11 protein-coding genes are annotated in these 12047 nt (G+C 58.5%); 10 read left to right on the top strand and 1 reads right to left on the bottom strand.

The genetic code is table 11. From position 1 onward, the window contains the following. Positions 1–28 precede the first annotated feature (28 nt). The 7 genes from P406_RS12335 (at position 29) to P406_RS12305 (ending at position 6297) form a co-directional block, all read left to right on the top strand. A complete protein-coding gene (locus tag P406_RS12335; RefSeq protein WP_003418290.1) occupies positions 29–529 on the top strand; it encodes a hypothetical protein in 501 nt (166 codons plus the stop codon). A gap of 30 nt (positions 530–559) precedes the next feature. After that, positions 560–997 (top strand): nucleoside deaminase, encoded by a 438-nt coding sequence (locus P406_RS12330; protein ID WP_046236308.1) that lies wholly within the window; start codon positions 560–562, stop codon positions 995–997. Between the two features lie 211 nt (positions 998–1208). Next, positions 1209–2030: an alpha/beta fold hydrolase gene (locus P406_RS12325; RefSeq protein WP_046236307.1), complete on the top strand. Its 822-nt coding sequence runs from the start codon at positions 1209–1211 to the stop codon at positions 2028–2030. Continuing rightward, a complete protein-coding gene (locus tag P406_RS12320) occupies positions 2020–3207 on the top strand; it encodes a PAS domain-containing sensor histidine kinase (RefSeq protein WP_046236306.1) in 1188 nt (395 codons plus the stop codon). The genes P406_RS12325 and P406_RS12320 overlap by 11 nt, the downstream gene beginning before the upstream one ends. Before the next feature lie 113 nt (positions 3208–3320). After that, the gene (locus P406_RS12315; protein ID WP_046236305.1) at positions 3321–4505 is read left to right on the top strand and encodes a GAF domain-containing sensor histidine kinase; all 1185 of its coding nucleotides are present in this window, start codon (positions 3321–3323) and stop codon (positions 4503–4505) included. A 250-nt stretch (positions 4506–4755) separates the two neighbouring features. Further along, positions 4756–5079, top strand: a complete 324-nt coding sequence (locus P406_RS12310; protein ID WP_003412739.1) for a hypothetical protein — start codon at positions 4756–4758, stop codon at positions 5077–5079. Positions 5080–5133: 54 nt separating this feature from the next. Then, positions 5134–6297, top strand: coding sequence for a PQQ-dependent sugar dehydrogenase (locus tag P406_RS12305; protein ID WP_046236304.1), 1164 nt, complete (start codon positions 5134–5136; stop codon positions 6295–6297). A gap of 93 nt (positions 6298–6390) precedes the next feature. Here the strand turns inward: P406_RS12305 and P406_RS12300 are convergent, their stop codons facing one another. Then, complete coding sequence (locus P406_RS12300; RefSeq protein ID WP_003393264.1) at positions 6391–6699, bottom strand: PepSY domain-containing protein; 309 nt, start codon at positions 6697–6699, stop codon at positions 6391–6393. Between the two features lie 301 nt (positions 6700–7000). Between P406_RS12300 and P406_RS12295 the strand changes: the two genes are divergently transcribed. From P406_RS12295 to P406_RS27660, 3 genes are all read left to right on the top strand, one after another. Then, a complete protein-coding gene (locus P406_RS12295) occupies positions 7001–9175 on the top strand; it encodes a TonB-dependent siderophore receptor (RefSeq protein ID WP_046236303.1) in 2175 nt (724 codons plus the stop codon). Positions 9176–9957: 782 nt separating this feature from the next. Beyond that, on the top strand, positions 9958–11274 hold the full coding sequence (locus P406_RS12290; protein ID WP_003412731.1) for an MFS transporter: 1317 nt from the start codon (positions 9958–9960) through the stop codon (positions 11272–11274). Positions 11275–11759: 485 nt separating this feature from the next. Further along, a complete protein-coding gene (locus P406_RS27660) occupies positions 11760–12029 on the top strand; it encodes a helix-turn-helix domain-containing protein (protein WP_080052615.1) in 270 nt (89 codons plus the stop codon). Positions 12030–12047: the final 18 nt, after the last annotated feature.

Genomic DNA, 12047 nt, shown 5'->3' with positions numbered 1-12047 from the left:
CTGGGTCAATCGATGCTCGGGAGGCGTCATGACTGATCACGTTCGGGGCTCGCGCGGTACTTGGCAGACCTGCCTGGCATTGCTGGCCTGTCTGTGCCTGGACGCGATGCATCCGGCCAGCGCCGAAGAGGCCGACGACATGGCGCTGGCCCTGGTGGAACAACGAAACCTGGGCGAAGGTCTCGCCTGGCTGGGGTATCAGGTCGCCTCGCGCACGGCCACGTTTGCCGGTATCGTGCAGGCTGTCGGCAAGACTGAAGCGCAGGAACTGGTACAGAAGGAATTGCAGCGCCTCAAGCCGGAATATCAGGCGCAGTGGGACCGCAACCTGGCAGCCGCTTATGCTCATGCCTTTACCGCCGAGGAATTGCGTTCGCTCAATCAGGGCGAGGATTCGCCTGCATTGGGGAACAGATTCAGGGCGAGAAATACCCAGGTCAGCACCGATATGAAAGCCCGGTCATCGGAGCTGCTGGGACAATTTGTCAGTCGTGCGCTGAGCAATGCCGAGGCAGCACTGCGACGCTGACAGCTATTTTGACGAGACGAGGCAAAGAACATGGACGCATTCATGCAGGCAGCATTCGATGAGGCACAACTCGGGCTGAAGGAAGGCGGAATACCTATCGGTTCGGTCATCGTCCACGGCGGCAAAATCATCGGTCGAGGCCACAACCGTCGTGTACAAGAGGGCAGTGCGACGAAGCATGGCGAGATGGATGCGCTGGAGAATGCCGGTCGCCAGCCGGCCAGTGTTTACCGTGAATCTGTCCTCTACACCACGCTTTCGCCTTGTGCGATGTGCAGCGGTGCGATCCTGCTCTACGGCATTCGCAAAGTGATCATCGGTGAGAATGCGTCATTCATGGGCGAGGAAGAACTGCTGCGCTCGCGTGGCGTGCAGATCGACGTGCTGGATAACCCTGAGTGCACACACATGATGAAAGACTTTATCGCCAGCAAGCCCGAACTGTGGAACGAAGACATCGGCGAGTGAACCCAGCGTCTTGTCAGCCCCACGCTCCGCGCTCATCGTAAATCTGACTGCTCATCGTGCCAATGCTCCGCATTGGCATGCAGTTCGTGACGCTCCTGCCTTAAAGTGCGGTTTGTGCCACTAATGTGCCTTTAACGGTGATAATCTCCTCCCCTCTTTATCACGGTATGCACATACCCAGCCGTTTACCTGGCCATTTTTGGAGCCCGACATGTCGGTCCAGCAGCGCAACAACGTCAATATTTCAGGCGACGGACCGATCACTCTGATTTTCGCTCATGGATTCGGCTGCGATCAGAACATGTGGCGTTTTATGGCGCCGCACTTCGCAGCGCGCTTCAAGGTCGTGCTGTTCGACCTGGTGGGCAACGGCAATTCTGATGTGTCGGCCTGGTATCCGCACAAGTATTCGTCGCTCAAGGGCTATGCAACTGACTTGCTGGAGGTGGTCAACGAGTTCGCCGCAGAGGGGCCGGTGGTGCACGTCGGTCATTCGGTCAGTTGTATGATTGCCGTGCTGGCCGAGCTTCAGTCGCCCGGCCGGTTCGACGGTCACATCATGATTGGTCCATCCCCGCACTATCTCAACGAGGAAGATTACTTGGGGGGATTCACTCGCGCCGATGTGGATTCGTTGCTTGAGACGCTGGAAAGCAATTATCTTGGCTGGTCGAGCACCATGGCGCCGGCACTCATGGGCGCCTCGGACCGGCCTGAACTGAGCGAAGAACTCGCCAACAGTTTCTGTCGCACCAATGCCGAGATCGCCAGACAGTTTGCCCGCGTGACGTTTTTATCCGACCATCGTGCCGATGTCGCACAACTCAAGAGCAGAACACTCATTCTGCAAAGCAGCGACGATATGGTGGTGCCGGTCGAGGTGGGTGAATACCTGCACCGCGTCATCGCCGACAGCACCCTGCACATGATCGACAACGTAGGGCACTACCCGCACATGAGCGCAGCACAGGAATGCATTACTGCGATGAATCAGTTTCTGGCCTCTTACGAGAGCGCCGCACATGACCATTGAACAGGTGAGTCTGCCTGTCACGGAAGACCTCTACGAGCATGCGCCCTGTGGTCTGTTGATCACGTTGCCCAACGGCACCATCGAGCGCGCCAATCTGACGTTTTGCCGATGGCTGGGTCTGGAGCGCGACGCTGTTGTGGGCCGCCGCTTTCAGGAACTGCTGAGTCTGGCAGGCAAGGCCTTTCTGCAGACTCACTGGGCGCCCACGCTGCAGTCGCAAGGTTCAATTGCCGAGGTCAAGGTCGAGCTGATTCATGCCGATGGCCGCCCCATTCCGATGATGCTCAATGCCGTACGCCGCGAGTACCCGTCGGGGTGTCTGCATGAAGTTGCCGTGTTCCTGGCCGAAGAGCGCAACAAGTACGAGCGCGAACTGCTGGCTGCCCGCAAGATCGCCGAAGAGCTCCTGCAACAGCAGATGACCGTGCAGAGCGAGCTGACTTCGGCGCGCAATCGCTTGCGTCTGGCGCATGCCGAGGCAGAGATCCGGGCTATTTTTGCCGAACAGATGATTGGCATCGTCAGCCACGACCTGCGCAACCCGCTGGCCGCGATCAAGATGGCTGCCGGGCTGCTGGAACGCACGCCGCTGGAGTCGCGCCAAGAGCGGATTCTGGGACACATCAACCATTCCACCGACCGTGCCGATCGCATGATTGTCGACCTGCTGGATTTCACCCACGCCCGGGTCGGCAGTGGCATTACCGTTGTTCCTCAGCCTGTCGATTTTCACGCAGTCGTCGCCCGGGGCGTCGAAGAGCTGCGCCAGGTTTTCCCGGATCGGGTGCTGACCCATCGCAGCGAAGGGCAGGGCGCGTGTTCGGCTGATCCTGACCGCCTGCTGCAGATGCTTGGCAATCTGGTCAGCAATGCCATCAATTACGGCACCGACGACGGCGAGGTTTTGATTACGTCGTCGTTCGACACGTGGATGATCAAACTGTCGGTGCACAACGTTGGTGAGCCGATACCGATGGAGAAGGTAGACGACCTGTACGAGCCCGTCGTACGCGTGGTCAGCGACAGTGACGAGACCCGCACCGTCGGGCTCGGCCTGTTTATCGTGCGCGAGATCGTTCGAGCCCATCTGGGCGATGTGACGGTTCGTTCTTCGGCTGAAGAGGGCACGACCTTCACCGTGGCGTTTCCGCGTCCCCCGGCGAAAACCGAGGTTTGATCAGGTTTCATGCAGATTGACGATCAACCCGTGTTATTCACGGGTGCAGAAAAATCGTTACAGTCCTAAACTAACGTGCTGCGTCATCACATCAAGGCTCATACAGGTTCTACATGCGGCGATCCCTTTCAAATGATGTGGCCACGATCAGTCGGATCAGCGCGGTGCCGGCCATCCTGCAAGTCATTGCCGAATCCACCGGGTTGGGTTTCGCCGCCGTTGCGCGTGTAACCGAAACCACCTGGACGGCCTGTGCGGTCCTGGACACGCTCGATTTCGGTTTGAAACCCGGCGGCGAGCTGGAGCTGAGCAGCACCATCTGCCACGAGATTCGCAGCTCCCACAAGGCTGTGGTGATTGATCATGTCGCCGAGGATCCGTTGTTCTGTGCGCATGACACACCACGTCTGTACAGCTTCCAGAGCTATATCTCGGTGCCGATCTTTCTTTCCGACGGTTCCTTTTTCGGCACCATCTGTGCGCTGGATCCCAAGCCGGCGAAGCTGATCGGTACGCCCATCGAAGCCATGATGGTGTCGTTCGCACGTCTTCTGGCGCTGCAGATCGAGGCCGAGGAAAACCTGCAACAGGCGCGTGAAGACCTGCTCGCCGAACGTGAGGTGGCTGAGCTGCGCGAGCAGTTTATCGCCGTGCTGGGGCACGACCTGCGTAACCCGCTGTTTGCCATCAATGCCAGTGCCGAACTGCTGCTGCGCCGTCCGCTGGATGAAAAGGCCCAGCAGGTCGTGCAACACATCCTGACCTCTGGCCAGCGCGCCTCGCAGCTGGTCGATGACGTGCTCGATTTTGCCCGAGGCCGCATGGGTCATGGCATTCCTCTCAGTATCCATGAGGCGCCCGGCCTGGATAAAACCCTGGAGCATGTGATTTCAGAGGTGCAGCGCGTTCACCCGTCGCGGCCGATTCATTCGAACATAGGCGCGCTGGAGCGTATCCGCTGCGATCACGAGCGGATCGCGCAATTGCTCTCCAATCTGGTGTCCAACGCGATCAGCCATGGTGATGCCGAGAGCCCGGTCGAAGTGACGGCAGGCGTGCATGGCGAGGTGTTTGTGCTCAGCGTTACCAATCAGGGAGAGCCGATACCTGAATCGGTTCGTGCACAACTGTTCCTGCCGTATTCGAGACCCATCACCGACGAACCGCAAGCCGGCCTCGGACTGGGCTTGTACATCGCCAGCGAGATAGCCATTGCCCATGGAGGTACGCTCGAGGTGTGCTCGACGCGCGAGCAGGGCACGGTCTTTACCTTCAGCATGCCATTGAAGTCTGCGTAGGCACCCTGCGCCAGCCTGTGCCTTTTGAGCGCACAGGCTGCTCATCAAGTGCTTTTTTGGGCTCCGCAAACCTTGGGCTGCAGCCCTTCGCGTCGTTTGGCTGCGACAGCCCTGACCATCCTTGTTACAAACTCTTCCAGCGCTTTGCTTGCTCATCGGCAGTGTCGCGTCGAACCTGAGGCCCGGGTTGCCATCAAAGGCCTGAGCCTTCACGGTTACTCCGAAGTTTTCACTTTGCCCAGAGGTAGTGATGAACAGTTTTGTGCGCAATCTTGTCGGCGGCGTGCTTGTTGCGTCATGCAGCATCGGTGCGGTCCAGGCGCAGACGCTGCCAAACAGCACCCTCAACAACGGTGCCAGCAGCAACCCCTATAACAGCCCGATCCACCGTGCCAACCCCAACAGCCGCCAAGGCACCGAGTCCAGCGTGCCACCTTCTCGTGGCCCCAACATCGCGCCGCCGGTGCGCAAGCCCACTCTGGAAAACGGTGGCATTGGCAACGGTTACCCTACGCGCCAGAACACGCCACGTCCTTCTACTACTCCGATAACCGAACCCAAGCGCGGCAACTGAATTTTCAACCCGGCGAACCTTGCGGACGTCGACTCAATGCATAAGGAAACGCTCATGCTTAGAAAAACCCTGATCGCGACATTGTGTACTGCAGCCATTCTGAGCCTGCCACTGACGGCCAGCGCCGCTACGGAGTCCTACAAAAGCGAACTGGGCACCGTCACGGTGACGCCTGTTGTCGAAGGTCTGGATCATCCATGGGCGCTGGCCTTTCTGCCTGACAGGCAAGGCATGCTGGTGACAGAGCGTTCCGGCAACCTGCGCGTTGTGTCGGCGGATGGCAAATTGTCTGCACCGCTTTCCGGGGTGCCGCAAGTCTGGGCGCAAAAGCAGGGCGGTTTGCTCGATGTGGTGCTGTCACCGGACTTCGCCAAGGACCGCATGGTCTATCTGACCTACTCCGAGGGCAGCGGCAAGACGGCCGCCGAGGGTGATACCGCCGGCACTGTCGCAGGGCGTGGTCGTCTGTCCAAGGACATGACCCGTCTGGAAGACTTCGAAGTCATCTTCCGCCAGGAACCGAAACTGTCGGTGGGCAACCACTTCGGTGCGCGGATGGTCTTCGATCGCGACGGCTACCTGTTCATCGCGCTGGGCGAAAACAATCAGCGCCCCACTGCGCAGGATCTGGACAAGCTGCAGGGAAAAATCGTGCGCATCTATCCGGACGGCAGCGTACCGAAAGACAACCCGTTCGTGGGCCAGAAGGGCGTACGCCCCGAGATATGGTCCTATGGCCATCGCAATCAGCAGGGCGCCGCGCTCGACCCCTGGACCGGGACGTTGTGGACCAACGAGCATGGTCCCAAGGGCGGTGATGAGCTGAATATCATCGAGCGTGGCGCAAATTACGGCTGGCCGATCGCGACCCACGGTATCGACTACTCGGGTCAGCCGATTTCGGAGTCCAAGGGCAAGGTTGTCGAAGGGACCAAAATTCCGTTCCAGGTCTGGGAAGTGTCGCCGGGCCTCAGTGGCATGGCGTTCTATGACCACAGCCTTTTCAAGGCATGGGATCACAGTGTATTCATCGGTGCGCTGGCCACTGACGAGTTGATCAGGCTGCAGTTCGAGAATGACAAGATCGTTCATGAAGAACGTCTGTTGAAAGACATGAAACAGCGCATACGGGATGTGCGTCAGGGACCGGACGGTTACTTGTATCTGTTGACCGACGACGATAAGGGAAGTCTGCTGAAAGTGGGCCTGGCTCAGTAATAAACTGTTAACCGCTTGAAAAAGAAAATTCCCACAATATTGTGGGAATTTTCTTATGAGTTGCTTGCGGTGGTAACCGGTAAAGCAGTCGGATTAATTATCCTTTGCGTCACGTACCACTTCGCCCGTCTTGGCATCAACGTCGTAGTTCCACTCCACACCCTTGGCGTCTTTCAGTTCGATCTGATAGATCAGGCGGCCGGTGCGGTCCTTGTCCAGTTCGGTATCGCTGACCGTGAAGCCCTGATGCTTGGCAACGGCATTCTTGTTGAACTGTTCAAAGTCACCCAACGCCTGGGACTTGTACAGGCGGATCACTTCATCGGGACCAACGTCAGCCTGGGCGGCACCTGCAACAGCAGTGAGGGCAACAGCGGCGAAAACGGCAGGCATAAGTTTCATGGGGTATTCCTTTCTGATTGATCTGTCTTGATTGATTCATCACACGCTGATTGGTTCAGCGGTTTTGTTGAACTCAGATTATCCGCGCTTACTTAATTCACGCTTAATTATTCAAGCGTGCGGGGCTTTTTGAAGCCGGTCTCGCTTTGCCGATTCGTAAGTAAAGTTTTCCCAGTACTTCGTTTACAGACGAAGCATCACGTAAAGGTTGAAAAAAACCGACAGTGAACGTAAAAGGTTGGCCCCCTGCCGGAAGGTGCGTCGCGTCTGTCCAGGCATCTGTCCTTGCGGAGTCTGCTCGATGAAAACGCCTTACCGACCTGCCATGCGCCACGCCTGGCGATTGTTACCGTTGGGTATGGCGGTTGCCTCGCCGTCGCTGGCCGCAGAGGCGCTCAGCCTGGATGCGGTCAACGTCACTGGGTTCAGCGAGCCGGAAAGCACCGGCGACTATAAAGCCGAGCGGGCGTCGATTTTCGGGTTCGATCAGGCTTCACTGCTGGACACGCCCGCCTCGGTGTCGGTGTTCAGCGCCGCGTTGATCAAGGACCGTCAGGCAAAGCTGCTGAGTGAAGTGCTGCGCAACGACGCGTCGGTCGGCGACGGCTATGCCCCGGTGGGCTATTACGAAAACTTTGTGGTGCGCGGGTTTTCGCTGAACGCGGCCAACAGTTATCGCATCAACGGCCGCAGCATTGCCGGTGAGCAGAATGTAGCGCTGGAGAACAAGCAGCAGGTCGAGTTGCTCAAGGGGCTTTCCGGCCTGCAGAGCGGCGTGGCCGAACCCGGTGGGGTCATCAATTATCAGACCAAGCGGGCGCAGGACGTTCGGTCGGTCACGGTCTCTACCAACGAACATGGCGAACGCTACATCGCGACCGACGTCGGGGGCTGGTTCGGCAGCGAACAGCAATTCGGCCTGCGCGCCAACCTTGCCCATGAAGACATTCGTTCGTATGTCGAACACGCCGATGGCCAGCGCGATTTTGCCTCGCTGGCGTTCGACTGGAACATCAGCGAGCGCGCCCTGCTGCAACTCGACGTCGAGTACCAGACCAAAGAGCAGCGTTCGGTGCCCGGTTATCAGCTTCTGGGCGGCACTGCACTGCCTCACGATGCCTCGCCACGTAAATTGCTGGGCTACCAGAACTGGTCCAATCCGGTCGGTATCGACTCGCTGAACATGAACGGACGTTTCGAATATCGCTTCAATGACAGCTGGAAGGGCAGTCTCAGCGCGTCACGCAGTCGCGTGGTCATCGATGACTACAGTGCCTTTGTGTGGGGTTGCTACGGCTCGGCCAGTTGCGCAGGGCAAGCGGTGCCGAACCATTTCAGTGCCGAGGGCGGTTATGACATCTATGATTTCCGCAGCCCGGACGATACGCGTCGTAACGATGAAGTCGAAGCGGCCATGTCCGGTACATTCACTACCGGATCGCTGGGGCACGAACTGACCTTCGGCAGCAGTGCCTACCGCCGCACGGTCGATACGCGCGGGACCTTCAACGAATTCGTCGGCTCGGGCAATATCAATGAGGCACCTGAGCAGGTGGCACCCTCGACCCTGGCGCTTGCACATACCGAGCGCCGCCTGGACAGCCGCCAGTACGGGCTGTTTGCCACCGACCGGATCAGCTTCAACGAACACTGGCAAACCGTGCTGGGCGGACGCGGGGTGCGGCTCGACGAGCAGGCATTCAACGAGGACGGCAGTGATGCGCGACACACCGAGCGCTATGTGTTTCTGCCCCAGGCGGCGCTGATCTACAAGCCGGTGGACAATGTTTCGCTCTACACCAGCTACAGCAAGGGCCTGTCGCTGGGCGGGACGGCAGCGTGGTTCACCAGCAATGCCAGTGAAATTCTTGCGCCGACCGTATCCCGACAGCTGGAAGCAGGCATCAAGTATGACTGGCAGCGCATGAGCCTGACCGCTGCAGTGTTTCAGGCCCGCCAGGCCTACCAGTATTCCAGGCCCAACGATGACGGTACGTTCACTTACGTACAGCAAGGCGAGCAGAAAAACACCGGCCTTGAACTGGGGGCAAGTGGCTGGGTGACTGACCGCCTGCAGATATCCGCCAGTGCGGCGGCCATTCGAGCGCGTATTGAAGACAGCGGCACCGAGGCCTATGACGATCATCAGGCCCTCAATGTGCCCAGATACCGTGGCACCCTGCAAGCCGACTACAGCCTGCCGGTGCCCGGGCTCGCGTTGCTCGGCGGCGTGCAGTACAGCGCCAGCAAGTACGCTGACCGTGAAGGCTCCGTGCTGGTCAATGACTACGCACTGTTCAATATCGGCAGCCGTTACAGCACCCGAATCAGCGGCTACGACACCGTTCTGCGCCTGACCGTCGACAACCTGTTCGACAAACGCTACTGGCGTGATGCCGGAGAATATCTGGGCGACGACTACCTGTTCATGGGCGCGCCCAGAACGGCGAGACTGTCGGCCTCCGTCAACTTTTAGCGAAGGGCTCTGGTACGCGGAGCATCGGCACGCCAGTCGAGATGATCGTTCCGCGCGCTTCGGCGTGGGAATGCGGTCTGGAAAGGCATGCGACACAGAGCGCCGCACGATAATCGGATTATCCGTACAGGCCGACGCAGAGCGCCGCACGATAATCGGATTATCCGTGCAGACCGACGCGAAGCGCCGCACGATAGTTGCGGTTATCGTTCCTCACGCTCCAGCGTGGGAATGCAGTTCTCGACGCTCTGCGTCGTCAAGAGGACGCAGAGCGTCCGGAAAGACATGCGACGCGGAGCGCCGCACGATAATCGGATTATCCGTGCAGACCGACGCGGAGCGCCGCACGATAGTTGCGGTTATCGTTCCTCACGCTCCAGCGTGGGAATGCAGTTCTCGACGCTCTGCGTCGTCAAGAGGACGCAGAGCGTCCGGAACGGCATGCGACGCAGAGCGCCGCACGATAATCGGATTATCCGTGCAGACCGACGCAGAGCGCCGCACGATAGTTGAGATGATCGTTCCGCACGCTCCAGCGTGGGAATGCAGTTCTCGACGCTCTGCGTCGTCAAGAGGACGCAGAGCGTCCAGACAGGCATGCGACGCAGAGCGTCGCACGATAATCGGGTTATCCGTGCAGACCGACGCAGAGCGGCTCACGATGGTCGGGATCATCGTTCCTGCTACAGGCCTCAGTTCCGTATCAGTGCGCCCGCAAGCTTTGCTATTCTTCGCGCCCTGTGAGCGTCAGGCGCTCTTTTCAGCCATGTTTCGGGGGCTTCATGACGGCCATCGTTCAATCCACTCCGCAACCTTTCACCAAAGGCGACTACAAGACCCTGAGTCTTGCGGCGCTGGGTGGGGCGCTGGAAATCTACGACTTCATCATTTTCGTCTTCTTTGCGCTGACCCTCAGCCAGCTGTTCTTTCCTCCGGACATGCCCGAGTGGCTGCGTCTGCTGCAAAGCTTCGGGATCTTCGTGACCGGCTATCTGGCGCGCCCGCTGGGCGGGATTCTCATGGCGCACTTCGCCGACCGGCTGGGCCGCAAACGCGTGTTCAGCCTGAGCATTCTGATGATGGCCCTGCCTTGTCTGCTGATCGGCGTCATGCCCACTTACGCACAGATCGGTTACTGGGCGCCGCTGGTCCTGCTGGCGCTGCGCATCCTGCAAGGCGCCGCTGTGGGCGGCGAAGTGCCAAGCGCCTGGGTATTCGTGGCAGAACACGCGCCCAAGGGGCACCGCGGCTATGCACTGGGCGTACTGCAAGCCGGTCTGACATTCGGATACCTGCTGGGTGCACTGACCGCAACATGGCTGGCGCGTGTCTTCAGCCCTGGCGAAATTCTTGACTGGGCATGGCGTATTCCGTTCCTGCTCGGTGGCGTATTCGGTGTGGTGGGCGTCTGGTTGCGCCGCTGGTTGAACGAAACCCCGGTGTTCATCGCCCTGCATGCCCAGCGTGAACATCTGCCGGCGCTGCCACTTGGCCAGGTGCTGCGCGATCATCGCCAATCCTTGCTGCCTGCTGCGCTGCTGACCTTTGTGCTGACCTCCGCAGTGGTGGTCCTGGTGGTGATTACCCCGACCGTCATGCAGCAGCGCTTTGGTATCAGTGCCAGCGACACCTTCGCCCTGAGCGCCGTCGGTATCGTGTTTCTCAATATAGGCTGCGTGCTGGCAGGCATGCTGGTCGACCGGATCGGCGCCTGGCGCGGCATCATGTTCTACAGCCTGCTGATGCCGATGGGCATCGGCGTGCTTTACACCAGCCTCATCGAGCAATGGATGCCGCTGGGCATCGCCTACGCGATTGCCGGGCTGGCGTGCGGTATTGTCGGTGTGGTGCCGTCGGTGATGGTCGGACTGTTCCCGGCGAACATCCGGGTGTCAGGCATCTCGTTCACTTACAACATCGCCTACGCCTTCTGGGCCAGCATCACGCCATTGATGCTGATTGCGCTGATGCCTTGGAATATCTGGGTGTGCGTGCTGTATAGCCTGATCATGGGCGCCACGGGCCTGATGACCGCTGCAGTATTCGGTCTGCGCCGTGGCGTGGTGGTGGATGACCTGGCAAGCGGTAAAGCCGGATAACTCCGGGGCGGGGGGCGCGGCGACCGCTGTTCTCGCACACACCGGCAATGCCCGCTGCTCACCTCTTGTGTGGGGTGAGTGGTAACTCGAACATGGCCGGAAAGTTCCGGGCGGCAGACGCATTCAATTGTAACAAGTGATTGTAATTCCGTTTAGTCAAGTCTATCTTGCCCGTCTCTATAGTGTTTACGTTATTTATCTAATGCGCTGTTGGTTCGTGCCTGCGCGAAATATTTTTCAGGCGAACCACTCATGATGTCGATAAAAAGGAATGCGTAATTATTCTGTATTTGCTGTAGGAGTTTTCCTCGGTATTTAAATATTAAAGATTTTTCTTACAGCTTACAGCTTTGTTGCGAAGCTTTGAGGGCTATATCGTGTTAATGCAAAACAAGACTAAATAAAATGATTTCTGTGCCGATTTACTGTTTGGGTCATGGAAGACGAATGTAAGAAACATCCTACAAATTTGCCTGTTAGGCAAAATGATGGCGAGGGGAAGTATCATGTGGGTGACAATGAGAGAGCAGGAGGTTCTTGGCCTGTTGTTGCAGGGATGTACGAACAAGGAAATTGCCAGGCAGCTCAGTATCAGTGACTACACCGTTCGCGATCACGTATCTTCGCTGCTAAGAAAGAATCAGGTAAGGACGCGTGCCGAGCTCATGGCCAGGTGCGTATCTCTATTGCTACCGGGGAACACTGCCCGACCCCCTACATCTGTCGGATTGCCTAGCGAGCCAGCACATACATAATGTGTCTTGTCGCAACCT

Origin of the sequence: Pseudomonas syringae pv. coryli str. NCPPB 4273 (assembly GCF_000972175.1) — a bacterium.
Taxonomy (GTDB): domain Bacteria; phylum Pseudomonadota; class Gammaproteobacteria; order Pseudomonadales; family Pseudomonadaceae; genus Aquipseudomonas; species Aquipseudomonas syringae.
The sequence above is the reverse complement of the archived record's forward strand: the minus strand, read 5'-3'. Positions and strand labels throughout refer to the sequence as shown.

Excerpts from the sequence above, each read along its gene's own strand:
- P406_RS12320 (WP_046236306.1), top strand. The coding sequence starts at position 2,020 with ATGACCATTGAACAGGTGAGTCTGCCTGTCACGGAAGACCTCTACGAG.
- P406_RS12330 (WP_046236308.1), top strand. The coding sequence starts at position 560 with ATGGACGCATTCATGCAGGCAGCATTCGATGAGGCACAACTCGGGCTG.
- P406_RS12310 (WP_003412739.1), top strand. The coding sequence starts at position 4,756 with ATGAACAGTTTTGTGCGCAATCTTGTCGGCGGCGTGCTTGTTGCGTCA.
- P406_RS12290 (WP_003412731.1), top strand. The coding sequence starts at position 9,958 with ATGACGGCCATCGTTCAATCCACTCCGCAACCTTTCACCAAAGGCGAC.
- P406_RS12335 (WP_003418290.1), top strand. The coding sequence starts at position 29 with ATGACTGATCACGTTCGGGGCTCGCGCGGTACTTGGCAGACCTGCCTG.
- P406_RS27660 (WP_080052615.1), top strand. The coding sequence starts at position 11,760 with ATGATGGCGAGGGGAAGTATCATGTGGGTGACAATGAGAGAGCAGGAG.
- P406_RS12315 (WP_046236305.1), top strand. The coding sequence starts at position 3,321 with ATGCGGCGATCCCTTTCAAATGATGTGGCCACGATCAGTCGGATCAGC.
- P406_RS12305 (WP_046236304.1), top strand. The coding sequence starts at position 5,134 with ATGCTTAGAAAAACCCTGATCGCGACATTGTGTACTGCAGCCATTCTG.
- P406_RS12325 (WP_046236307.1), top strand. The coding sequence starts at position 1,209 with ATGTCGGTCCAGCAGCGCAACAACGTCAATATTTCAGGCGACGGACCG.
- P406_RS12300 (WP_003393264.1), bottom strand. The coding sequence starts at position 6,699 with ATGAAACTTATGCCTGCCGTTTTCGCCGCTGTTGCCCTCACTGCTGTT.
- P406_RS12295 (WP_046236303.1), top strand. The coding sequence starts at position 7,001 with ATGAAAACGCCTTACCGACCTGCCATGCGCCACGCCTGGCGATTGTTA.